The organism is Streptomyces chryseus (assembly GCF_014650755.1).
GTDB lineage: Bacteria > Actinomycetota > Actinomycetes > Streptomycetales > Streptomycetaceae > Streptomyces > Streptomyces chryseus.
In genome coordinates this window covers 204575-226679 of the sequence record NZ_BMVO01000002.1, presented here as the reverse complement: position 1 = coordinate 226679, position 22105 = coordinate 204575, and the positions used below count along the sequence as shown (strand labels likewise).

The following is a 22105-nucleotide window of genomic DNA, read 5'->3' as shown; positions in this document are numbered from 1 at the left end:
CCGGCTGTGGATGCCTCCTGTGTCGTGTCGGCCGCCGTCCGCCCGTGCGGGGGCCCGGAAACCGCCGTGTACGGGGCCGGGCGCTTTCCCGCCGCGAGCGTCGTCAAGGTCGGCGTCCTCGCGGCGCTGCTGCTGCGGGCGCAGGACGAGGGGCGGCGGCCGGGTCCGGCCGAGCGGGCGTACGCGGAGGCCATGATCCGGCGCAGTGACAACGACGCGGCGTCGGCGCTGTGGGCCGCGATCGGCGGCCCGGCGGGGCTGGACGCGGCGCACGCGCGGCTCGGCCTGACCGAGACGTCGGCGGACCGGGCGTGGGGACGTACGCGCACCACGGCGAGGGATCAGGTGGCTTTGCTGCGGGCGGTGTTCGACGACGGGGACGCGGACGGGCCCGGCGTGCTGGACGCGCACTCCCGTGCCTACCTCACGGCCCTGATGGGGCAGGTCGTGCCGGGGCAGGACTGGGGTGTGTCGGCGGCCGGCCGGGGCGCCGCGCTGAAGAACGGATGGATGACGCGGGACGCCACCGGGCTGTGGGCCGTGCACAGCGTCGGGCGGGTCCGGGCGCCGGGCGGGCGGGCGCTGCTGATCGCCGTGCTGTCCGAGGGGCACGCCACGAAGGAGGCGGGGATCGCGGTGGTGGAGCGGACGTCAGTGGAAGTGGCGGGAGGCCGTCGGCCGGCTGGTGCGCCACAGGGCCACCGCGCCGGCCAGTAGGAGCGCGCCGACGCCGCCGGCGGCCGGGGCGAACCAGCTTGCCGGTTCGCCGGCCTCGCGCACCGGGTCGGGACCCGCGCCGAAGTACTTCCCGCCGTGCGGGGCCGAGGCCGGTCGCAGGTGCGCCGGGCGGAGCCTGCCGGCGGCCTCCAGGGCGGCGGCGGGGTCGACGAAGCCGTAGCCGCGGGCGTCGTCGCGGCCGCCCTCGGGTGCGTTGCGGGCGGTGTCCGCCAGGAGCTTCTTGACCTGGGCGGGGGTCAGGTCGGGGTGCGCCGAGCGGACGAGGGCGGCCGCGCCGGAGACGAAGGCGGAGGCGGCGCTGGTGCCCCAGCCCTCGTAGTAGCGGCGGTCGGGGTCGGCGATGATCACGTCGACGCCGGGGGCGCTGACGGTCGCGTACCAGCGGCTGGTGGAGAAGGACGCGTGGGTGCCGGAGCTGTCGACGGCGGCCACCGCGATCACGCCGGGGTAGGCGGCGGGGTACGAGATGTGGTCGCCCTCCTCGCCGCTGTTGCCGGCGGAGGCGACGACGACGGCGCCCTTGGCCAGGGCGTACTGGACGGCGGCGTCCTCGGCGGGCTCGGGGTGGGCGGACTTGCTGTCGTCGCCGAGGGAGAGGTTGATGACGTCGGCGCCGTGGTCGGCGGCCCAGCGGATGCCTTGGGCCAGTGCGTTGCCCCGGGTGCTGCGGGCTCGCTTGCGGGCCGGGTCACCGCCTTCGAGGATCACCCGGACCGGGAGGATCTTCGCCTCGGGCGCGATGCCGACGACGCCGTCGGAGCGGCCGGGACCGCTGCCGTGACCGGCGATGATCCCGGCCATGGCGGTGCCGTGGCGGGCCCAGGCGCGGTCGCCCTTGCCCGCGCCGAAGCCTATGAGGTCCTTGCCCTCCAGTACGCGGCCTTCGAGGTCGGGGTGGCTGCCGTCCACGCCGGTGTCGAGCACGGCGACGGTGACGCCCTCGCCCTTGGTCGTACGCCACGCCTCGTCGGTGTGGAGTGCGTCGAGCGCCCACTGCTGGGCGCGGATGCTGTCGGCGTACGCGGCCGGGGCGGGCAGCACGGCGACCGCAGCGGCCACGAGGGCGGCGGCCAGGGCGCGCGGGGCGGCGCGGCGGGGGGCGGGGCCGGTGGTCCGCGCCGGGCGCGCGGCCGCTTGCGGGGCGGGGGTGCGGCGGGGTGCGGCGTCGGGCGTGCCGGTGGTGCGGGGCGCGGTTGGCGGCGTGCCGGTGGTGGCGGTCGGGTGGTTCATCGGGGCGGCTCCGTGGCCGGTTGTGCGGTCTTGCGCAGACCTCGTTCGACGCGGTCGGCGATGCCCTTCGCCTCGTGGCCGAGGCCCGCCTGGGCGGGGGCGTTCGTCGCGCCGGCGACGGTGGCCCGGCCGGCGGGCTGCGGGTCGGCGACGGCGCGGCCGTCGGCGAAGCCGGAGACGGCGTACACCACGACGGGCACGTCGGTGAGTACGCGCACCGTCCAGCTCGCGCGCTGCCGGTCCCCGAAGCCGGCGGCGACGGTGCCCTCGGCAGGGTAGGTGCGGGGCATCAGGTCGGTGCGGTCCGCGAGCCCCTCGTTGCTGAAGCGGGCACGCAGCGCCTGCATGGCCGGGGCGTCCGCCTCGGTGAAGAGCATGCCGACGGTGGTGACGCTGCTGGTGGTGGCGTCGCTGTAGGTGGCGCGCAGCAGGCGCAGGCAGCCGACCGGCTCCAGCGCCTTGAGCAGCAGGGGGTCGAGGGCCTTCGCGCAGCCGCTGTCGGGTGCGACCGCGACGCGCGTCCAGACGCGGTCGGCGCCGCCGGGGCCGGCGCCGTCGCCCTTGATGGTGGGCGGGAAGAGCTTGTTCACGGGGGTGCTGTGCCACAGGCCGCGCGCCTCGGCGTAACCGGTGGGCGCGGCGGCCTCGGCGTCCGCGCCGCCGGTGAGCCAGCTCCCGGTGACGGCGCCGCCGATCAGTCCGACGCCGAGTACGAGGCAGGCCGCGGCGGCGGCCACACGGGCGGGGCGCCGGGTGCGGACCGGCCGCAGCCGGGTGGTCGTCTCGGCCGGCGCCTCCGGTGCCCCCCAGTGCCGGGGCGCGGCGAAGTGGGCGGGCCGGGGCGCGGCGGGGGCACCGGGCGGCGGCGTCACGGGCGCAGTCGCGGGCGGCGGCGGGACCTGCGCGGGCAGCGGCCCGGGGGCGGCGGGCACGGGGCGAAGCCGCGCGGTGGTCTCGGCCGGGGTCGGACGGGGGACGGCGGGCGGGGGCATCGGCCCGGGGTGGCGCTGGGGCGCGGCGGGCGGCGCGGGGCGGCGCGGCGGCCCGGCGGGCGCGTCCGCGCTGCCGGCAGCGGACGAGGCGGGGGCGGACGGCCCGCCATGGCCACCGGGCGCGGGCGGCGTACCGGGCCGACGCGGTGGGGCCGGTGGAGGGGTCCACTCGTCCGCGGGGGCCTGGCGCGGGGAGGGCGTCACGCCACGGGCGGACGAGGGCCGGCTCCCGGGCCGCGACTGCTGCTCGCTCGCGGGCTGCGGCTGGTTCGCGGGCCGCGGCTGCCGCTCGCTCGCGTCGGACCCGGGTCGCGGGTGTGGCTGCGACTGCCTGGCGCCCTCGGGGGACGCGGGCCACGGGTTCGGCTGCGGCGCTCCGCCGGCGGGCGACAGGTGGGGTGCCGGACGCGCCGTGGTTCCGGCGGACGAGGAACCGGGCGTCGGCTGCGATGCTCCCCCGGCGGACGACGGCTGGGGCACCGGGTGCGGCTGCCACGGGAGGCTGGTGCGGGCCGGGGCGCCGGCGGGCGTCGGGTGCGGCTGGTGCGGGGCGCCGGTGGGGGCCGGTGGGCCCGTAGGTGTGGGCTGGGGCGGCAGTGGGGTGGTGTGGGGCCGCTGGGGTGGTGGGGGCGTGGGCGGGTACGGGGGGCGGTGTGCCTCGGTGTTCATCCGCCCCCCAGTTCCTGGTCCGCCCGGCCTGTGCCCCCGCGGTGCCCGATCGCCTTTCGGGGCAGGTTCGTTCGAGCCGTCCTCACCGCGTGGGCGTCACTCTACGGGCTGGTGGGGACCCGAGGGGAACCAGTCCCCGGCCTTGCGGCATCTGACCGGATGATCCCCCTACCCAGTGGTAATCCGCTCTGGCAAGCTCTGGCCATGACACCGCGCGCTGCCGACCGGGCCAGGTACGACCGGGCCACCGCCCACCTCGACGCTCCCGTCGCCGTCGTCGATCTCGAGGCGTTCGACGACAACGCCGCCGACCTGGTCCGCCGGGCCGCCGGCAAACCGGTCCGGGTGGCGAGCAAGTCCGTACGCTGCCGGGCTCTGCTGGAGCGGGTGCTGGCGCGCGACGGGTTCGCGGGCCTCATGTCGTTCACGCTGGCGGAGTCGCTGTGGCTCGCGCGGTCCGGGTTCGAGGACGTGCTGCTCGCCTATCCGTCGGCGGACCGGGGCGGGTTCGCGGAGCTCGCCGCCGATCCCAAGCTCGCCGCCGCCGTCACCGTGATGGTCGACGACCCGGCGCAGCTGGAGCTGATCGACCGGGCCAGGGACGGCGGCCGGGAGGAGATCCGGGTCTGCCTGGAGCTGGACACCTCGCTGCGGCTGCTCGGGGGCCGCGTCCGGATCGGCGCGCTGCGCTCGCCGCTGCGGGAGCCCGCCCAGCTCGCCGAGATGGCCCGGTCGGCGGTCCGGCGTCCCGGTTTCCGCCTGGTCGGCGTCATGGCGTACGAGGGGCACGTCGCCGGGGTGGGCGACGTGGTCGCGGGCCGGCCGTTGCGCTCCCGGGCGGTCAGGGTCATGCAGAACGCGGCGCGCAAGGAGCTGGCGGCCCGCCGGGCGGCGGTCGTGCGCGCGGTGCGGGCCGTCGCCCCGGATCTGGAGTTCGTCAACGGCGGCGGGACCGGCAGCGTCCAGCACACCGCCGCCGAGGACGCGGTGACCGAGATCGCGGCGGGCTCGGGGCTGTACCTCCCGCGGCTCTTCGACAACTACTCGTCGTTCACGGGCCGGCCCGCCGCCCTGTTCGCGCAGCCGGTCGTCCGCAGGCCGGGGGTGGGTGTGGTGACGGTGCTCGGCGGCGGCTATCCCGCCTCGGGGGCCGCCGGGCCCGACCGTTCGCCCGTTCCGTACCTCCCGGAGGGACTGCGGTACGACCCCCAGGAGGGGGCCGGCGAGGTGCAGACGCCGCTGCACGGGTCGGCCGCCGACGATCTGCTGATCGGCGACAAGGTGTGGTTCCGGCACGCCAAGGCCGGCGAGCTGTGCGAGCGGTTCGACGAGCTCCGGCTCGTCGAGGGTGACGCCGTGGTGGCGACCGTACCGACGTACCGGGGGGAAGGGCGGACCTTCCTGTAGGGCCGCGGGCCGGGCCTCGTGGCCGGGCCCGGCCCGCGGCGCGGTGGCTAGAGCGGGGTCACGTACGCGCCCGCGATGCCTCCGTCGACCAGGAAGTCGGTGGCGTTGATGAACGACGAGTCGTCGCTGGCCAGGAACGCCACCGCCGCCGCGATCTCGTCCGCCTCCGCGAAGCGCCCGGCCGGGATGTGCACGAGCCGGCGCGCGGCCCGCTCCGGGTCGCTGGCGAACAGTTCCTGGAGGAGCGGGGTGTTGACCGGCCCCGGGCAGAGCGCGTTGACCCGGATGCCCTCGCGGGCGAACTGCACGCCCAGCTCGCGCGACATGGCGAGCACGCCGCCCTTGGACGCCGTGTACGAGATCTGGGAGGTCGCCGCGCCCATGATCGCGACGAACGACGCGGTGTTGATGATCGAGCCCCGGCCCTGGCGCCGCATGTAGGGGAGGGCGGCCTTGCAGCAGAGGTACACGGAGGTGAGATTGACGTCCTGGACGCGCTTCCACGCCTCCAGGCCGGTGGTCAGGATCGAGTCGTCCTCGGGCGGCGAGATGCCGGCGTTGTTGAAGGCGATGTCCACCGAGCCGTAGGTGTCGTACGCCGCCTTGAAGAGCGCCTCGACCTGCTCCGGGTCGGTGACGTCGACCCGTACGAACGTGCCGCCCACCGCGTCGGCGGCGGCCTTGCCCGCCGTCTCGTCGATGTCGCCGCAGACGACCCGCGCGCCCTCGGAGGCCAGGCGGCGCGCGGCCGCGAGGCCGATGCCACTGCCGGCGCCGGTGATCACGGCGGTACGGCCGACGAGTCGGCGGCAGACGGCGGCGTCGGTGCCGGCGCTCTCAACAGTCTCGGTCATGGTCTCAGGCCTCCGTGCTGATGAAGATGTTCTTGGTTTCGGTGAAAGCGGTGAGCGCGTCGGGGCCCAGTTCGCGGCCCAGTCCGGACTGCTTGTAGCCGCCGAAGGGCGTCGAGTAGCGGACGCTGCTGTGGGAGTTGACGGACAGGTTGCCCGCCCGGACGGCCTGGGAGACCCGGAGGGCCCTGCCGACGTCCCGCGTCCAGATGGACCCGGACAGGCCGTACGGGGTGGCGTTGGCGAGGCGGACCGCGTCCTGTTCGTCGTCGAAGGGAAGCACCACGGCGACGGGGCCGAAGACCTCCTCCGTCGCGACGGGGGCGTCCGGGGCGGTGCCCGTGAGGACGGTCGGCGGGAACCAGAAGCCGGGCCCCTCGGGCGCGCTGCCGCGGATGGCTTCCGCTCCCCCGGGGACGTACGCCCGTACCCGCTCCAGCTGGGACCTGGAGATCAGCGGGCCCATCTGTGTCTTGTCGTCCGACGGGTCGCCCACGACGACGGCCTCGATCGCGGGCGCGAGCAGTTCCATGAAGCGGTCGTACGCCGTGCGCTGGACGAGGATGCGGGTACGGGCGCAGCAGTCCTGGCCGGAGTTGTCCAGGAAGGACATCGGGGTGGCGGCGGCGGCCGCCTCGATGTCGGCGTCGGCGAAGACGATGTTGGGGCTCTTGCCGCCGAGTTCGAGGGTCACGCGCTTCACGCGGTCCGCGCACTCGGCCATGATCCGCTTGCCGACGCGCGTGGAGCCGGTGAAGACGATCTTCGCCACGCCGGGGTGCTCGACGAGGGCGTGGCCCGCCACGTCGCCCGCGCCCGGCAGGACCTGGAAGAGGTGCTCGGGCAGGCCCGCTTCGAGGGCGAGCTCGGCGAGGCGCAGCGCGGTGAGCGGTGTCGTCTCGGCGGGTTTGAGGAGGACCGCGTTGCCGGCGGCGAGGGCGGGGGCCGTGCCCCAGGCGGCGATCGGCATGGGGAAGTTCCACGGCGCGATCACGCCGATGACGCCGAGCGGTTCGAGGAGGGTGATGTCCAGGCCGCCCGCGACCGGGATCTGACGGCCGTTCAGGCGCTCGACTCCCCCGGCGGCGAAGTCGAGCAGGTCGCGTACGTTGCCCGCTTCCCAGCGCGCGTTGCCCAGGGTGTGGCCGGCTTCGCGGACCTCCAGGCGGGCGAGTTCCTCGATGTGCTCGTCCACCGTGGCGGCGAAGCGGCGCAGCAGGCGGGCCCGGTCGGCGGGGGCGGCGGCCGCCCAGGCGCGCTGCGCCCCGGTGGCCCGTACGACGGCCGCGTCGACGTCGGCGGCAGTGGAGGCCGTGACGGTGGCGACGACCTCTTCGGTGGCCGGGTTGAGGATGTGGTGCTCGAAGGACACGGCGGGCCTCACAGTCGTTCGAAGGAGCGGCGAAGCTCCCAGTCGGTCACCGCGGAGTCGAACGCCCGGAGTTCGACCCGCGCCATGTTGCGGTAGTGCGCGACGACCTCGTCTCCGAAGGCGGCCTTGGCGATGGGGCTGTTCTCCCAGAGCTCGGCGGCCTCGCGCAGGGAGGTGGGGACGTGCGCGTAGTCGCCGGTGTAGGCGTTGCCGGTGCAGACCTCCGGCAGTTCGAGCTGCTGCTCGATGCCGTGGAGGCCGGCCGCGATCAGGCCGGCGACGGCGAGGTACGGGTTGACGTCGCCTCCGGGCAGCCGGTTCTCGAAGCGCATGGAACGGCCGTGGCCGACGACGCGCAGGGAGCAGGTGCGGTTGTCGTGGCCCCAGGCGACGGCGGTGGGGGCGAAGGAGCCGGGCTGGAAGCGCTTGTACGAGTTGATGTTGGGGGCGTAGAGCAGGGAGAAGTCGCGGAGCGCGGCCAGCTGTCCGGCGAGGAAGTGCCGCATGACGGGCGACATGCCGTCCGAGGCGGCGGCGTCCGCCATGACGTTGCGCCCGGCCTCCTCGATGGACTGCAGGGAGAGGTGGATGTGGCAGGAGTTGCCCTCGCGCTCGTTGTACTTCGCCATGAAGGTGAGCGAGACGCCCTCCTGTGCGGCGATCTCCTTGGCACCCGTCTTGTAGATGGCGTGCTGGTCACAGGTGACGAGGGCCTCGTCGTACTTGAAGACGATCTCGTGCTGGCCCGGATTGCACTCGCCCTTGGCCGACTCGACGGTCAGGCCCGCCGCGGTCATCTCGTTGCGGATGCGACGCAGGAGGGGTTCGATGCGTCCGGTGCCGAGGACCGAGTAGTCGATGTTGTACTGGTTCGCGGGTACGAGGTCCTTGTAGCCGCGGTCCCAGGCCTGCTCGTAGCTGTCCTTGAAGACGATGAATTCGAGCTCGGTGCCTACGTGCGCGGTGTAGCCGAGCTCGGCGAGGCGCTCCAGCTGGCGACGCAGGATCTGGCGGGGCGCGGCGACGACGGGTGAACCGTCGTTCCAGGCCAGGTCGGCGATGAGCATGGCCGTTCCGTCGTTCCAGGGGACGCGGCGCAGGGTGGAGAGGTCGGCGTGCATGGCGAAGTCGCCGTAGCCGCTGTCCCAGGAGGACATCTCGTATCCGTCGACGGTGTTCATCTCGGTGTCGACGGCGAGAAGGTAGTTGCAGCCCTCGGTGCCGTGGTCCAGTACGTCGTCGAGGAAGAACTGGGCGGCGAACCGCTTGCCCTGGAGGCGACCCTGCATGTCGGGGAAGGCCAGGACGACTGTGTCGATCTCACCGCTCGCCACGAGGGCGCGGAGCTCCTCAAGAGCGAGCGGGGGTGTGCGGTCTGCCACGGAAAGTTCCTCCTTCGGTCAGCCGGAAGCCATAAGGTATTGCTGAAGACCATTGCTTGGGAAGGGGAAACCGCAAGGTGGCGAGCGAAATCGATTCTGCGGACCGTCTGACGCCCGTACTGCGGCCCGTGCGGGCGGGCAACGGATTCGAGGAGGCGCTGGAGCAGATCCTCCAGGTCCTGCGCCTCGGCCTGGTGCCCGTCGGGGAGCGGCTGCCCGCCGAGCGCGAGCTCGCCGACCGGCTGCGGATCAGCCGGGTCACCCTGCGCGAGGTCCTGAAGGTCCTCCAGGACCAGGGGCTGGTCGAGAGCAGGCGGGGCAGGTACGGCGGTACGTTCGTGCTGCCGCGCCCGGACGCCTCCGGGGAGGGTGAGCTGCGCCGGCGCGTGGAGGCCGTCGACGTGGAGGACACGCTGCGCTTCCGCGAGGTGCTGGAGGTCGGCGCGGCCGGGCTGTGCGCGGCGTACGGGCTGACGGACGACGGCGTACAACGGCTGCGGGCGGCGCTCGCCGCCACCCACGACGCGCCGCTCGCGGACTACCGCAGGCTGGACACGCTGCTGCATCTCACGCTTGCCGAGCTGTCCGGATCACCGACGCTGACGGCGCAGTACGCCGCCGTACGCGCCACGGTGAACGGGCTGCTCGACTGCATCCCGCTGCTCGTGCGCAACCTGGAGCACTCCCAGCAGCAGCACACCGCGCTGGTCGAGGCGGTGCTCGACGGCGACGCGGACGGAGCGCGCGAGGTGATGCGCGAGCACTGCGCGGGCACTGCCGCGCTGCTGCGGGGCTTCCTGATGTGACCGCTCACCTCTCATGTGACGCCGGACGATGCGGATCCGTAACAGCGGCTTGACGCACAGGCCTTGCGCCGGGACCCGCCGGACCACAAAGGTATGGCATCCCACCATTGACCCGAGGCAGGAGCGGCTCATGGCCGACAGCACCGACTCGCGCACCGCACCACCTGTAACACCCGCCTCCCCTGACGCCGACGCCGGCTATCTGCAACGGCGCACCCTGCGCCGCGGCAGCGCCGGCTGGCTGCTGCTCACCGGGCTCGGCGTCGCCTACGTCGTCTCCGGCGACTTCTCCGGCTGGAACATCGGCCTCGCCGAAGGGGGCTTCGGCGGCCTCGCGATCGCCACCCTCCTGATGGGCGTGATGTACGCCTGCCTGGTCTTCTCCCTCGCCGAGCTGTCCGCGATCCTGCCCACGGCGGGCGGCGGCTACGGCTTCGCCCGGCGCGCGCTCGGCACCTGGGGCGGCTTCCTGACCGGCACCGCCATCCTCATCGAGTACATCCTGGCGCCGGCCGCCATCTCCATCTTCATCGGCCAGTACGTCGAGTCGCTGAACCTCTTCGGGCTCACCGCCGGGTGGCCGGTCTACCTGGCCTGCTTCGCCATCTTCATCGGCATCCACCTGTGGGGCGTCGGCGAGGCGCTGCGGTTCAGCCTCATCGTGACCGCCATAGCGGTGGCGGCGCTGCTGATCTTCGCGGTCGGCGCGTTCACCGAGTTCAGCGCGGACGGCCTCAACGACATCCCGGTCGACAAGGAGGCGCTCGGCGCCAACTCGTGGCTGCCGTTCGGGCTGCTCGGCATCTGGGCCGCCTTCCCCTTCGGCATGTGGTTCTTCCTCGGCGTCGAGGGTGTTCCGCTGGCCGCCGAGGAGGCCAAGGATCCCGTACGGTCCATGCCGCGCGCGCTCGCCATCTCCATGGCCGTCCTCGCGCTGCTCGCCCTGGTCACCTTCTTCGCCGCCACCGGCGCGCGTGGCTCGGCCGCCGTGCAGGACGCGGGCAACCCGCTGGTGGTGGCGCTGCAGGGGGACGGCGATCCGACGCCGCTCAGCCGCTTCGTCAACTACGCGGGCCTGGCGGGTCTCGTCGCCTCGTTCTTCTCACTCATCTACGCCGGGTCGCGGCAGCTCTTCGCCCTCTCCCGGGCCGGTTACCTGCCGCGCTTCCTGTCCCTGACGAGCCGCCGCAAGGCCCCGTACCTCGGGCTGCTGATCCCCGGGGCGATCGGTTTCGCGCTGGCCGCCGGGACGGGCGACGGCGCCCGGATGCTGAACATCGCGGTCTTCGGGGCGACCATCTCGTACGCCCTGATGGCCCTCTCCCACATCGTGCTGCGCCGCCGCGAGCCCGGCCTCCACCGCCCGTACCGCACGCCGGGCGGCGTGCTCACCTCGTCCGTGGCGTTCGCGCTCGCGCTGTCCGCGCTGGTGGCGACGTTCCTGGTGGACAAGGACGCGGCGTTCATCGCGCTCGCGGTGTACGGCGTCGCTCTCGCCTACTTCGCGTTCTACAGTCGCCACCGGCTCGTCGCCACCGCGCCCGAGGAGGAGTTCGCCGCCCTGGCGGAGGCCGAGGCGGAACTCGAACGCGACCGGTGAGCCGGGACTGAGTTCCCGCACCCCCGCAGGTCCCGTACAACCCGTACAACCCGTACAACCGCCAAGTCCCTTACGACCCGCACCGACCGGAGGTTCCGTGTCCAAGCCGCTCATCGGCATCAGCACCTACCTGGAGCCCGCCAAGTGGGGTGTCTGGGACATGCCCGCCGCCCTGCTGCCGGCCGGGTATCCGCGCCTCGTGCAGGCGGCGGGGGGCCTCGCGGCGATGGTCCCGCCCGACACGCCGTCGTACGCCGACGAGGTGGTGGCGCGCCTCGACGGGCTGGTGATCGCGGGCGGCGCGGACGTCGAGCCCGTACGGTACGGCGCGGAGCCGGACCCCCGCACCGGGCCGCCGGCCCGCGAGCGGGACGCGTGGGAACTCGCCCTGATCGGGGCTGCTCTGGCGTCCGGTACGCCGCTGCTGGGCATCTGCCGGGGCATGCAGCTGCTGAACGTCGCCCGCGGCGGCACGCTGGTGCAGCACCTGGACGGCCACACCGGCGGGCGCGGCGTCATCGGTCGGCACACGGTGCGGCCGGTGCCCGGCACGCGCTACGCCTCGGTCGTACCGGAGGAGACCGGCGTACCGACGTACCACCACCAGGCCGCCGACCGGATCGGCGACGGCCTGGTGGTGTCGGCGTACGCCGCGGACGGAACGCCCGAGGCGCTCGAACTGCCCGGCGAACACTGGGTGCTCGGTGTCCAGTGGCACCCGGAGATGGGTGAGGACCCGCGGGTGATGCGGGCCCTGGTGGCGGCTGCCGCCCTCGGCCGGGCGCCGCTGCGCGAGCGGCAGCTCCTGACCTGACACGCGGGAGGGGGCGGGGCGGCCCGCCGTGTCGCGGAGTTCGCCGGCCGGCGGTCCGACGAGACGGGTGGCGGGGCCGTGACCCGGCCGCCGCCGTCCCGTTCTCGCGTCGGCCCGCGCCCTGGGTAGGCGCGTTCCGCGTCGGCGCCCGGACAGCGGTGGCACGGGCGTGAGCGCCGTGACGGCCACCGGCCTCGCGCCGGACGCGGGGTCAGATGCGGCTCGACAGGAAGCGCGTGACCGGGCCCATGGCGCGCTGCTCGGCCTTGCGGCCCGCGACGAACGACGCCGCGCCGATCGCCACCGCGCCGGCGCCCGCGCCCGCGACGACGGCCTTACGCGCGTTGAGGAGCACCCACGCGGTGGACGCGGTCGACGCGACCTTGCCGGCCGCGGAGCCCAGCGCCTGGCGGCTCGCCTCGACTCCCTTGAGTCCGGCGGCCTTCGCGGAGCCGGCCATGTCGGCGGCCTTCGCGGTGGTGTCGGACGCGGCGGCCTTGGCGGTGCCCGCGGTGGCCCCGGCCTTGGCCGTGGTGCCGGAGGCGGCGGACTTGGCGGCGCCGGTCGCGTTCGCGGCCTTGCCGGTGGCGCCGTTGGCGGCTCGGGTCGCGGTGGCCTTGGTCTTGGTGTTCTTGTCCTGTTCAGTCATGCTCTTCGGGTATCCGCTCACAGCCGTGACAAACGGTCAACCCTTGCCCGGAGCCGGACGCGTCAGCCCCAGCAGGTCACGGGCCGGCCCGGTGGGCTTGGGTCCCGTCGGCCAGACCGCGCGCAGATCGCGGCTCAGCCGTACGCCCTCGACGGGGACTTCGACCAGCCGGCGGGAGGCCAGTTCCTCCCGTACGGCGAGTTCGCTGAGGACGCTGGGCCCGGCGCCGCTGACGGCCGCCGCCTTCACCGCTGTCGTGGAGGCGAGTTCGAGCAGGGGGACGGCGAGGCCGCCGTACTCCCCCAGCGCCGCGTCCAGGACCTGCCGGGTGCCGGAGCCCTTCTCGCGCAGGATCAGCGACGCCTCGGCCAGTTCCCGCGCGGCCACCGGACGGCGCCTGCGCGCCCAGGGGTGCTCCTTGGCCGCGACCACGACGAGCCGGTCGTGCCCGATGACGACGCCGTCGAGACCGTCCGGTACGGACAGGCCCTCCACGAAGCCCAGATCGGCCTCCCCGGAGAGCAGGCGCTGCGCGACGGCGGCGGAGTTCCCCGCGAGCAGCGAGACCGCCGTGCCCGGGCGCTGTCCGTGCAGCGCGATCAGCCAGCCCGGCAGCAGGTACTCCGCGATCGTCATACTGGCGGCGACCCGCAGCCGCGAGTCGCGCCGCCCGCGCAGCGCCTGCGCCCCGGCGTCGAACGCCTCGGCCGCCTCCACGACCCGGCGGGCCCAGTCGGTGACGAGCGCGCCGGCCTCGGTGAGGCGCGAGCCGCGCGGCGAACGGTCGACGAGGGCGACACCGAGCTGGCGTTCCATGGAGCGGATGCGGCTGCTGGCGGCGGGCTGACTGATGCCCAGCTCGCGGGCCGCGCGCCCCAGGCTGCCGAGCCGGGCCACACCGAGCAGCAGCTCCATGGCGCCGAGGTCGGGCACCCGGTGGGCGAGCGGCGCCCGGTCGCCGGGGGCTTGGCCGAACCCGGGATCGGGGCCGGAGGCGTGACCGTTACCTGGGTCGTCGAGGCTCATAACGTCAGTTTATGACCTCATACAACAATCGTCCCTGGTGGGGTCTGCCCGGTACGTCCACGCTGGCCCCATGGCCACGTACGCGCAGTCGCGTCCCCTCCTCGCCGCCCCGCGCCTGCCCGCCCTGCGCCATCTCGGGCCCAACTGGTACGCCACGGTCATGGGCACCGCCATCGTGGCCAACGCGGGCGCCGCCCTCCCCTTCGCCCTCCCCGGCCTGCGCCCCGCGCTCACCGCCGTCTGGGGGCTGTCCGTCGTGCTGCTCGGCGGGCTGCTGCTCGCGCGGGCCGGCCACTGGGCGTTCCACCGCGACCAGGCAGGCGCGCATCTCCTCGACCCCGCGGTCGCCCCGTTCTACGGCTGCCTCGCCATGGCGCTGCTCGCTGTCGGCGGCGCCACCGTGACGGTGGGCGGGGACGTCGTGGGCCCACCGACCGCGCTCGGCGCCGGGGCGGTGCTGTGGTGCCTGGGGACGGCGGTGGGCCTGACGGCCGCTGTGGCGATCCCGTACCTGATGGTCGTACGGCACCGGGTCGAGCCGGGCAGTGCCTCGCCCGTGTGGCTGCTCCCGGTGGTGGCGCCGATGGTCTCGGCCGCCCTCGGCCCCCAGCTCGTCCCCCATCTGCCCGCGGGCCAGTGGCGGGAGGCCATGCTGCTCGCCTGCTACGCGATGTTCGGCCTCAGCCTGCTCGCCACACTGCTGATGCTGCCGCTGATCTTCGGCCGCCTCGTCCACGGCGGGCCGCTGCCGCTCGCGCTGACCCCCGCCCTGTTCCTGGTCCTCGGGCCGCTGGGGCAGTCGACCACCGCCGTCAACTCCCTGGCGGACGTGGCCCCTGGCGCGATCGGCGCTCCGTACGCCGACGCGCTCGGCACGTTCGCGGTCCTCTACGGCGTGCCGGTGATGGGTTTCGCGCTGATGTGGCTGGCGCTCGCGGCGGCGATGGTGGTCAGGGCGGCCAGGAACGGCATGCCGTTCGCCATGACGTGGTGGGCGTTCACCTTCCCCGTCGGTACGTGCGTGACGGGCGCCGCCGGGCTCGCCCGCCACACCGGGCTCGACGCCCTCGGCTGGCTGGCGGCGGCCCTGTACGCGGGGCTCGTTCTCGCGTGGGCGGTCGCGGGCGTACGGACGCTGCGCGGCCTGGTCAGCGGAGTGCTGCTCGCAGCACCCGGGGCGCCTCGGCCAGGGACGGCCCGTACCAGGTGAGGTGGCGCCCGCTGACCAGCGCGGCGGGCAGCCCGGGGAACGCCTCGGGGCCGTCGTCGGCGGTGAAGCGGTAGGGCTCGTCGGGCAGGACGACGAGGTCCGCCCCGGCGGCGCGCAGGGCGTCGAGGGGGACGCGGGGGTAGCGCTCGGGGTGGGCTGCGTAGAGGTGGTCGACGCCGAGCCGGTCCAGCAGGTCCCCGGCGAACGTGTCGCGGCCCAGGACCATCCACGGCCTGCGCCAGACCGGCACGATCGCCGTGCGCCGCGGGCCGTCGGCCGCCGCGCCGCTCCACGCCTCCTCGGCCGCGTCGAGCCAGCCGGGGCGGGCGGCGAGGCCGCAGCCGCCGACGAGCACGCGCTCCAGCTCGGCGAGGGCCTCGGGCAGGTCGCGGATCACGGTGACCATGACGGTGAGCCCGGCGTCCCGGAGGGCGGCGAGGTCCGGTTCGCGGTTCTCCTCCTCGTTGGCGACCACGAGGTCCGGGCGCAGCCGCACGATCGCCTCGACGTCCGGGTTCTTGGTGCCGCCGACACGGACGACGTCGAGGTCCGCCGGGTGGCTGCACCAGTCGGTCGCCCCGACGAGCAGGCCGGGCGCGCTCACGGCGACGGCCTCGGTCAGCGACGGTACGAGGGAGACGACGCGCACGGGCCCGTCAGCCGTCGTGACCGGCGTCGCCGCCGTGGAGGCCGGGGCCCGCGTCGGTGTCGTCGTCGTGCCCGACGGTGCCGGCCGCCGCGACGACGAGGATCCGGGTGCCCTCCTCGGTGGCCCGCCACCGGTGCCGTACGCCACCGGACAGGAACAGCGTGTCACCGCGCTCCAGCCGGTACGCGCGGCCCTCCGCCTCCACCTCGGCGGCGCCGTCGGCGATGTACATCAGCTCGTCGCCGTGGTGCTGGAACTCGCGTCCGGTGTCCTGCTCCCCGGTGTACTCGGTGGCCCGCAGCTGGTGCCTGCCGCGCACCACGCATCGCACGGCCTCGACGGGTGCGCCGTCGTACTGCCCGGCCCGTACGACATCGACCGTACGGCCCGAGTCCGCGGCGGCGATCAGCTCGGCCGCGGAGGTCTCCAGCGCCTTGGCCACCCGCTCCAGGGAGCGGGGGCTGGGTCTGGCCCGTTCGTTCTCGATCTGGCTGAGGAAGGGCACCGAGAGCCCACTGCGCGCCGCGACCGTGGCCAGGGTGAGGGCCAGGGACTTGCGGCGCCTCCGGACGGCCGTACCGACCCGAAGGGTTTCCTTGTCGTCCATCGCTCCGGCTCCCTCCCTGTCTCGTGGTCGTCGACGCTGAATGCAGCCTACGCAGCTTCGCCCGCCGGTTTCGTACATACGTCAGGGAAGACCCCCCTGTCCAGGACAGCACCGAGGGGCGGGCCTCGCCACAAGACGAGTCCCACCCCTCGGCGGACCTGCGGTGACGCGTCCGCACGGGCCGTCGGCGCCACTTTCTCGGTAATGGCCGACCACAAGAACGATTCGGTTCACCGGCCGGTCGCTTCGGCGGCCTACGGCGCGCGGGGGCGTACGGCATGATCGGGGTGTGACGCGACGCCTGATGCTCCTCGACACCGCCTCCCTCTACTTCCGCGCGTACTACGGGGTCCCGGACTCCGTGCGCGCCCCGGACGGCACGCCCGTCAACGCCGTGCGCGGCCTGCTCGACTTCATCACCCGGCTCGTGCAGGACCACCATCCCGACGACCTCGTCGCCTGCATGGACGCCGACTGGCGGCCGCACTGGCGGGTGGAGCTGATCCCTTCGTACAAGGCGCACCGGGTCGCCGAACTGACCGTCACCGGGCCCGACGAGGAGGAGATCCCGGACACCCTCTCGCCGCAGGTGCCGGTCATCGAGGACGTCCTGGACGCGCTCGGGATCGCCCGGGTGGGTGTCGAGCCGTACGAGGCGGACGACGTGATCGGCACGCTCGCGGGGACGGCCCCCGGGCCGGTCGACATCGTCACGGGCGACCGTGACCTCTACCAGTTGGTCGACGACGCCCGCGGGGTGCGCGTCCTGTACCCGCTGAAGGGCGTCGGCACCCTCCAGCTCACCGACGAGGCGTGGCTCCGTGAGAAGTACGGCGTGAACGGGCCCGGGTACGTCGACCTGGCACTCCTGCGCGGCGACCCGAGCGACGGACTGCCGGGCGTCCCCGGCATCGGCGAGAAGACGGCCGCGAAGCTCATCGACGCCTACGGCGACCTGGCCGGGATCATGGCGGCGGTCGCGGACCCCTCCTCCAAGCTGACGCCGTCGCAGCGCAAGCGGCTGGACGAGGCGCGGGACTACGTCGCCGTGGCGCCGAAGGTGGTGCGCGTCGCCTCCGACGTACCGCTGCCCGCCTTCGACCCGGCGCTGCCGGCCGAGCCGCGCGACCCGGCGGCGCTCGACGCGCTGGCGGCGCGGTGGGGACTCGGCAGTTCGCTGGAGCGGCTGCTGGCGACACTGCGCGGCTAGGCTGTTAACTTAGGTAAGCCTAAGCAGCGTCGAGCAAGCGAGAGTCAGGGAGAGCGCCGTGGCAGAACGACCGGCCCGCACGTCACCGCAGGCCCGCGAGGCGGAGGTGGTGCGCACCGAGCGGATCACGCCGCACATGGTGCGCGTCGTCCTCGGCGGTGAGGGGCTGGCCGGCTTCGCGGCCGACGAGTTCACCGACCACTACATCAAGGTGCTGTTCCCGCCGGCCGGAGTGACCTACCCGGAGCCGTTCGACATGGCACGCGTCCGGGCGGAGTTCCCGGCCGGGCAGTGGCCGGTCACCCGGACCTACACGGTGCGCGCCTGGGACGCCGTACAGCGCGAGCTGACGGTCGACTTCGTGGTGCACGGCGACGCGGGCCTCGCGGGCCCGTGGGCGGCGCGGGTGCGGCCCGGCGAGCGGGTGCGCTTCCTCGGACCCGGTGGGGGTTACGCGCCGGACCCGGCGGCCGGCTGGCACCTGCTGGTGGGCGACGAGAGCGCGCTCCCCGCGATCGCCGCCGCCCTGGAACGGATGCCGCAGGGCGCCGTGGTGCACGCCTTCGTCGAGGTGGCGGGCCCCGAGGAGGAGCAGAAGATCGTCACGCCCGACGGGGTGGCGGTGACATGGCTGCACCGGGGCGACAGGCCGGTGGGCGAGGCCCTGATCGCCGCGGTGCGCGGCCTCGACTTCCCGGCGGGCGACGTCCACGCCTTCGTCCACGGCGAGGCGGGCTTCGTGAAGGACCTGCGCCGTCATCTTCGCGTGGACCGCCTGATCCCCCGCGAGCGGCTCTCCGTCTCGGGATACTGGCGCCTCGGCCAGGACGACGACGCGTGGCGCGCGGTCAAGCGCGAGTGGAACGAGCAGGTGGAGCGCGAGCAGGAGTCCGCCGCCTGATCGAAACTTCTTCCGCAGGGCCCCCGCCGGACTCGGCGGGGGCCCTGGCGTTTGCGCCCTCCTCAAGGTGCCCGCACGGCTGCCCGCGGTGCTTCCCGCAGGATCCCGGGCGAAACGAACAACCGGTCCCGCGCGCGGCTGAGGTGAGGTGGCACCGCGCGATGCAACGATCTGCGTCGAGAACCAATCCGGGCGGCCGGCGGCTCCGAATGCGGAGTGAAGCCAGCTCCGGGCCCGCCGGTCCGCACCGTGGAGGAAAGCCGCGTGAACGAAGTCGTACACATCGGGGGCATCGCCCCGATGCCGCCCGATCTCCAGGAACTGCTGGGCAGGGTGGCCCGCGGGGACCGTGACGCCTTCAGCCACGTCTACGACGCGGTCTGCGGGCCCGTACTCGGGCTGGTGCGCGCGGTGCTCCGCGATCCGGCCCAGGCCGAGGAGGTCGCCCAGGAGGTGCTGATCGAGGTCTGGCGGGGCGCCGCGCGCTTCCAGCCGTCCCGCGGCTCGGCCATGACCTGGGTGCTGACGCTGGCGCACCGGCGGGCGGTCGACCGGGTGCGGTCCGCGCAGGCGTCGTCGGACCGCGAGCGCAAGGCGGCGCTGCTGGACCGGACACCTGCCTTCGACGAGGTGACCGAGGAGGTGGAGAGCCGTCTCGAACGCGAGCAGGTACGGCGCTGTCTGCGCACCCTCACCGAACTCCAGCGGCAGTCGGTGACGCTCGCCTACTACCGGGGGCTGGCCTACCGCGAGGTGGCCGAACTGCTGGCCGTACCGCTCGGCACGGTCAAAACACGCCTGCGCGACGGACTGATCCGGCTGCGCGACTGTCTGGGGGTCGGCGCATGAGCACCGCGGAGCTGCACACGCTGACCGGGGCGTACGCGCTGCACGCGCTGAGCGCCGAGGAGCGCGCCGAGTTCGAGCGGCACCTGGAGGACTGCGCGCCCTGCGCCCAGGAGGTGCGGGAACTCACCGCCACCGCCGCGCGGCTGGGGCTCGCGGTCAACGTGACGCCGTCGGCCGCGCTCAAGGAACAGGTGATGCGGCGGATCACCACCGAACGCCAGGACCCGCCCAAGGTCCAGCAGCCCTCCCCCGCCTCGGGCGCCCGGCGCCGGGGACGCGCGCTGCCCCGCTTCGTCCTCGCGGCCTGCGTCGCCGCGGCCACCGCCTTCGGCGGCGTCGCGGTGTGGCAGCAGCAGGAGGCGAGTGACGCCCGCGAGGAGGCGCGGCGCTCCGAGCGGCAGTCGGAGGAGCTGGCCTCGGTGCTGGCCGCGCCGGACGCCAAGGTCACCACCGGAAAGCTGGCGGACGGCGCGAGCGGCACGGTGGTCGTCTCGCGCGAACGGAACAAGGCGGCCTTCCTGGCCTCCGGGATGCCGGAGCCGCCCAGCGGCAAGGTGTACCAACTGTGGTTCGACGACGACGGCACGATGCGGCCGGCCGGGCTGATGGACGGCTCGGCGCTCACCGGGCCGGCGCTCGCGGTGCTGATGGAGGGCCCCGTCGACACGGCCGACGGCATGGGGATCACCGTCGAGCCTGCGGGCGGCTCCGAGCGGCCGACGGGGGCCGCCCTGGCCCTCATGGACTTCCCCACCGCCTGACCGGACGACGGGGGCCGGGGGCCGGGGGCGGGGAGGCGGGGGCCGGGGAGGCGGGGCGGGGGCGGGGGACACGACCGAGAGACACACGAGGGCAAGGACAACGTATGAGCGTCGCCGTGGTGCTGTTCACCTCCGACCTGCGGCTGTACGACCAACCGGCGCTCGGGGCGGCCCTGCGCGGGGCCGACGAGGTGGTGCCCCTCTTCGTGCGGGACCGGGGCGTGGCCGAGGCCGGCTTCGACGCGCCCAACCGCCGCGCCTTCCTCGCCGATTGCCTGGCCTCGCTGGACGCGGGGCTGCGCGAGCGGGGCGGGCGCCTGGTGGTCCGTACCGGCGAGGTGGTGGAGGAGGTCTGCCGTGTGGTGGCCCGGTGCGGGGCCACGCAGGTGCATGTCGCGGCCGGGGTGAGCGGTTACGCCGCGCACCGCGAGGAACGGCTGCGCGCCGCCCTCGCCGGCGACCGGTGCGCGCTGCACGTCCACGACGCGGTCGTCACGGCCGTACCGCCGGGGCGTGTCACACCGGCCGGCAAGGACCACTTCGCCGTCTTCACCCCGTTCCTGCGCAAGTGGGAGGCGGCCGGCGTCCGCGACACCGGGAAAGCGCCCCGGGCCGTACGGGTGCCCGACACGGTCGACAGCGAGCCCCTGCCGTCCCGCGCGGCGGTCGCGGGGACGTCGCCCGCTCTGGCGAGGGGCGGCGAGCACGAGGCCCGCAAGCGTCTGCGCGGCTGGCTGGCCAACGGCGTCGAGGCGTACGGAGAAGGCCAGGACGACCTCTCCGGTGACGCCACGTCCCGGCTCTCGCCCTACCTCCACTTCGGCTGCCTCTCGGCGGCCGAGACGGTCCGGCGGGCGCGGGAGAAGGGGGGCCCCGGCGCGGACGCGTTCGTACGCCAGCTCGCCTGGCGGGAGTTCCACTACCAGGTCCTCGCGGCCCGCCCGGCCGCCTCGTGGACCGACTACCGCGCGCGCGGCGACCGCTGGCGTACGGACGAGCGGGAGATCGCCGCCTGGCGAGAGGGCCGCACCGGCTATCCGGTGGTGGACGCGGCCATGCGCCAGCTGCGGCACGAGGGATGGATGCACAACCGGGGCAGGCTGCTGACGGCGAGTTTCCTGGCCAAGACGCTGTACGTCGACTGGCGGGTGGGCGCCCGGCACTTCCTTGATCTGCTGGTGGACGGGGACATCGCCAACAACCAGCTCAACTGGCAGTGGGTGGCGGGCACCGGTACCGACACGCGCCCCAACCGGCTGCTCAACCCGCTGACCCAGGCCAGGCGCTTCGACCCGTCCGGCGACTACGTACGGCGCTGGGTGCCCGAACTCGCCGGGCTCGCGGGCGCCGCCGTCCACCAGCCGTGGACGGCCCCGGGACCGGACCGGGCCCGCTTCGACTACCCCGATCCGGTGGTGGACCTCGCCGAGGGGCGTGCCCGGTTCGAGCGGGCACGCGGTCTGCTGTGACCGCGCGCGGGCCACGTCCGCCCGCTCACACGTACGGAGATTGACCAGATGGGGGGAACGACCAATCCGCGGCTCCAGCGGCGCCGAATAGCAGGTGTGAGCGGAGACCGGGAAGCGGCGTCGGGGCGGGGCGTAACAGCTCCGCACCCGGCGCACCTCCGCGTCCCCTCGCCCCCTTTCGTACGTACCGCTTGAAGGAGACCACCATGATGACCACCCGCCTCCAGCGCCTGGCCGTCGTCGTCGCCGGGGCCGCGTTGCTTCCCCTGTCGCTGACCGCCTGTTCCGGTGGCGACGGCGACGACAGCGGGGCCGCCGGATCGCCCACCGCGGCGCAGGAGTCCTCCGGGTCCTCCGAGGCCACGGGGGGCGACCAGGCGGCGACGACGGACAAGCCCTTCGGCCCCGGCTGCGCGTCGGTGCCCAAGGACGGCGCCGGCAGCTTCGACGGCATGGCGAAGGACCCGGTGGCGACCGCCGCGTCGAACAATCCCGCGCTGTCCACCCTCGTCACCGCGGTGAAGAAGGCAGGACTGGTCGACACGCTCAACTCCGCCGAGAACATCACGGTGTTCGCCCCGACCAACGACGCCTTCGCGAAGATCCCGAAGGCCGACCTCGACAAGGTCCTCAATGACAAGGAAACGCTCACCAGCATCCTCACCTACCACGTGGTGGGCCAGAAGCTCACGCCCGAGCAGCTTGAGAACGGCACGTTCGAGACGCTCCAGAAGGGCATGCTGACGACCTCGGGCTCCGGCGAGTCGTACAAGGTCAACGACACGTCGAACGTGGTCTGCGGCAACGTCCCGACGGCCAACGCCACCGTCTACATCGTCGACACCGTCCTGATGCCCAAGTAGCCGCCGTACCGGTGCCCGGGTGACCACCGTCCGACGACCGCCGTGACCGG

At 74.2% G+C, this 22105-nt stretch carries 21 protein-coding genes; 12 read left to right on the top strand and 9 right to left on the bottom strand.

The annotated features are described in order from the left end of the window. Positions 1–24 precede the first annotated feature (24 nt). Complete coding sequence (locus IE185_RS05650; protein ID WP_308432727.1) at positions 25–717, top strand: serine hydrolase; 693 nt, start codon at positions 25–27, stop codon at positions 715–717. On the opposite strand, the gene mycP is transcribed toward IE185_RS05650, so the two are convergent. Beyond that, on the bottom strand, positions 652–1968 hold the full coding sequence (mycP, locus tag IE185_RS05645; protein ID WP_189714747.1) for a type VII secretion-associated serine protease mycosin: 1317 nt from the start codon (positions 1966–1968) through the stop codon (positions 652–654). The two genes, IE185_RS05650 and mycP, sit on opposite strands and share 66 nt — an antisense overlap. After that, a complete protein-coding gene (locus IE185_RS05640; RefSeq protein WP_229843361.1) occupies positions 1965–2960 on the bottom strand; it encodes a hypothetical protein in 996 nt (331 codons plus the stop codon). Before IE185_RS05640 ends, mycP begins: the two co-directional genes overlap by 4 nt. Before the next feature lie 873 nt (positions 2961–3833). Here IE185_RS05640 and IE185_RS05635 point away from each other — a divergent pair. Further along, on the top strand, positions 3834–5036 hold the full coding sequence (locus IE185_RS05635) for an amino acid deaminase/aldolase (protein WP_138896617.1): 1203 nt from the start codon (positions 3834–3836) through the stop codon (positions 5034–5036). 47 nt (positions 5037–5083) lie between these two features. Here the strand turns inward: IE185_RS05635 and IE185_RS05630 are convergent, their stop codons facing one another. The 3 genes from IE185_RS05630 to IE185_RS05620 are packed head-to-tail and all read right to left on the bottom strand — an operon-like array spanning position 5084 to position 8641. Beyond that, positions 5084–5890: a 3-oxoacyl-ACP reductase gene (locus IE185_RS05630; protein WP_138896616.1), complete on the bottom strand. Its 807-nt coding sequence runs from the start codon at positions 5888–5890 to the stop codon at positions 5084–5086. A 4-nt stretch (positions 5891–5894) separates the two neighbouring features. Further along, positions 5895–7259 (bottom strand): aldehyde dehydrogenase family protein, encoded by a 1365-nt coding sequence (locus tag IE185_RS05625; RefSeq protein ID WP_138896615.1) that lies wholly within the window; start codon positions 7257–7259, stop codon positions 5895–5897. Positions 7260–7267: 8 nt separating this feature from the next. Further along, entirely contained in the window at positions 7268–8641 is a 1374-nt protein-coding gene (locus IE185_RS05620; RefSeq protein ID WP_138896614.1) for a glutamine synthetase family protein, read from the bottom strand. Between the two features lie 77 nt (positions 8642–8718). Between IE185_RS05620 and IE185_RS05615 the strand changes: the two genes are divergently transcribed. The 3 genes from IE185_RS05615 to IE185_RS05605 all read left to right on the top strand — a co-directional run bounded on the left by IE185_RS05615 (position 8719) and on the right by IE185_RS05605 (position 11861). After that, a complete protein-coding gene (locus tag IE185_RS05615) occupies positions 8719–9447 on the top strand; it encodes a FadR/GntR family transcriptional regulator (RefSeq protein ID WP_138896613.1) in 729 nt (242 codons plus the stop codon). Between the two features lie 130 nt (positions 9448–9577). Further along, positions 9578–11047: an ethanolamine permease gene (eat, locus tag IE185_RS05610; protein ID WP_138896612.1), complete on the top strand. Its 1470-nt coding sequence runs from the start codon at positions 9578–9580 to the stop codon at positions 11045–11047. 97 nt (positions 11048–11144) lie between these two features. Beyond that, positions 11145–11861, top strand: coding sequence for a gamma-glutamyl-gamma-aminobutyrate hydrolase family protein (locus IE185_RS05605; protein WP_138896611.1), 717 nt, complete (start codon positions 11145–11147; stop codon positions 11859–11861). Positions 11862–12072: 211 nt separating this feature from the next. Here the strand turns inward: IE185_RS05605 and IE185_RS05600 are convergent, their stop codons facing one another. Further along, positions 12073–12510: a hypothetical protein gene (locus IE185_RS05600; RefSeq protein ID WP_189714745.1), complete on the bottom strand. Its 438-nt coding sequence runs from the start codon at positions 12508–12510 to the stop codon at positions 12073–12075. A 36-nt stretch (positions 12511–12546) separates the two neighbouring features. Beyond that, entirely contained in the window at positions 12547–13425 is an 879-nt protein-coding gene (locus tag IE185_RS05595) for a LysR family transcriptional regulator (RefSeq protein ID WP_229843374.1), read from the bottom strand. 181 nt (positions 13426–13606) lie between these two features. On the opposite strand from IE185_RS05595, the gene IE185_RS05590 reads away from it, so the two are divergent. After that, a complete protein-coding gene (locus tag IE185_RS05590) occupies positions 13607–14746 on the top strand; it encodes a TDT family transporter (protein WP_189714743.1) in 1140 nt (379 codons plus the stop codon). Here IE185_RS05590 and IE185_RS05585 read toward each other — a convergent pair. Beyond that, on the bottom strand, positions 14685–15395 hold the full coding sequence (locus IE185_RS05585; protein WP_189714741.1) for a helical backbone metal receptor: 711 nt from the start codon (positions 15393–15395) through the stop codon (positions 14685–14687). The two genes, IE185_RS05590 and IE185_RS05585, sit on opposite strands and share 62 nt — an antisense overlap. A gap of 7 nt (positions 15396–15402) precedes the next feature. After that, on the bottom strand, positions 15403–16002 hold the full coding sequence (locus IE185_RS05580; RefSeq protein WP_138898538.1) for a helix-turn-helix domain-containing protein: 600 nt from the start codon (positions 16000–16002) through the stop codon (positions 15403–15405). 304 nt (positions 16003–16306) lie between these two features. On the opposite strand from IE185_RS05580, the gene IE185_RS05575 reads away from it, so the two are divergent. The 6 genes from IE185_RS05575 (at position 16307) to IE185_RS05550 (ending at position 22055) form a co-directional block, all read left to right on the top strand. Further along, positions 16307–17212, top strand: coding sequence for a 5'-3' exonuclease (locus IE185_RS05575; protein ID WP_138898539.1), 906 nt, complete (start codon positions 16307–16309; stop codon positions 17210–17212). A 58-nt stretch (positions 17213–17270) separates the two neighbouring features. Further along, positions 17271–18113: a siderophore-interacting protein gene (locus tag IE185_RS05570; protein ID WP_189714739.1), complete on the top strand. Its 843-nt coding sequence runs from the start codon at positions 17271–17273 to the stop codon at positions 18111–18113. A gap of 264 nt (positions 18114–18377) precedes the next feature. Next, a complete protein-coding gene (locus tag IE185_RS05565) occupies positions 18378–18962 on the top strand; it encodes a sigma-70 family RNA polymerase sigma factor (protein WP_373303691.1) in 585 nt (194 codons plus the stop codon). Continuing rightward, entirely contained in the window at positions 18959–19723 is a 765-nt protein-coding gene (locus IE185_RS05560) for an anti-sigma factor (protein WP_138909414.1), read from the top strand. The genes IE185_RS05565 and IE185_RS05560 overlap by 4 nt, the downstream gene beginning before the upstream one ends. A 104-nt stretch (positions 19724–19827) precedes the next feature. Continuing rightward, the gene (locus IE185_RS05555) at positions 19828–21192 is read left to right on the top strand and encodes a cryptochrome/photolyase family protein (protein WP_138899020.1); all 1365 of its coding nucleotides are present in this window, start codon (positions 19828–19830) and stop codon (positions 21190–21192) included. 206 nt (positions 21193–21398) lie between these two features. Further along, complete coding sequence (locus tag IE185_RS05550; RefSeq protein WP_189714737.1) at positions 21399–22055, top strand: fasciclin domain-containing protein; 657 nt, start codon at positions 21399–21401, stop codon at positions 22053–22055. Positions 22056–22105: the final 50 nt, after the last annotated feature.

What these genes read in the sequence shown, in the direction of transcription:
- IE185_RS05550 (WP_189714737.1), top strand. Translation starts at nt 21,399, where the DNA reads ATGATGACCACCCGCCTCCAGCGCCTGGCCGTCGTCGTCGCCGGGGCC.
- IE185_RS05635 (WP_138896617.1), top strand. Translation starts at nt 3,834, where the DNA reads ATGACACCGCGCGCTGCCGACCGGGCCAGGTACGACCGGGCCACCGCC.
- IE185_RS05560 (WP_138909414.1), top strand. Translation starts at nt 18,959, where the DNA reads ATGAGCACCGCGGAGCTGCACACGCTGACCGGGGCGTACGCGCTGCAC.
- IE185_RS05630 (WP_138896616.1), bottom strand. Translation starts at nt 5,890, where the DNA reads ATGACCGAGACTGTTGAGAGCGCCGGCACCGACGCCGCCGTCTGCCGC.
- IE185_RS05590 (WP_189714743.1), top strand. Translation starts at nt 13,607, where the DNA reads ATGGCCACGTACGCGCAGTCGCGTCCCCTCCTCGCCGCCCCGCGCCTG.
- eat (WP_138896612.1), top strand. Translation starts at nt 9,578, where the DNA reads ATGGCCGACAGCACCGACTCGCGCACCGCACCACCTGTAACACCCGCC.
- IE185_RS05580 (WP_138898538.1), bottom strand. Translation starts at nt 16,002, where the DNA reads ATGGACGACAAGGAAACCCTTCGGGTCGGTACGGCCGTCCGGAGGCGC.
- IE185_RS05595 (WP_229843374.1), bottom strand. Translation starts at nt 13,425, where the DNA reads ATGGAGCTGCTGCTCGGTGTGGCCCGGCTCGGCAGCCTGGGGCGCGCG.
- IE185_RS05575 (WP_138898539.1), top strand. Translation starts at nt 16,307, where the DNA reads ATGCTCCTCGACACCGCCTCCCTCTACTTCCGCGCGTACTACGGGGTC.
- IE185_RS05640 (WP_229843361.1), bottom strand. Translation starts at nt 2,960, where the DNA reads ATGCCCCCGCCCGCCGTCCCCCGTCCGACCCCGGCCGAGACCACCGCG.
- mycP (WP_189714747.1), bottom strand. Translation starts at nt 1,968, where the DNA reads ATGAACCACCCGACCGCCACCACCGGCACGCCGCCAACCGCGCCCCGC.
- IE185_RS05555 (WP_138899020.1), top strand. Translation starts at nt 19,828, where the DNA reads ATGAGCGTCGCCGTGGTGCTGTTCACCTCCGACCTGCGGCTGTACGAC.
- IE185_RS05600 (WP_189714745.1), bottom strand. Translation starts at nt 12,510, where the DNA reads ATGACTGAACAGGACAAGAACACCAAGACCAAGGCCACCGCGACCCGA.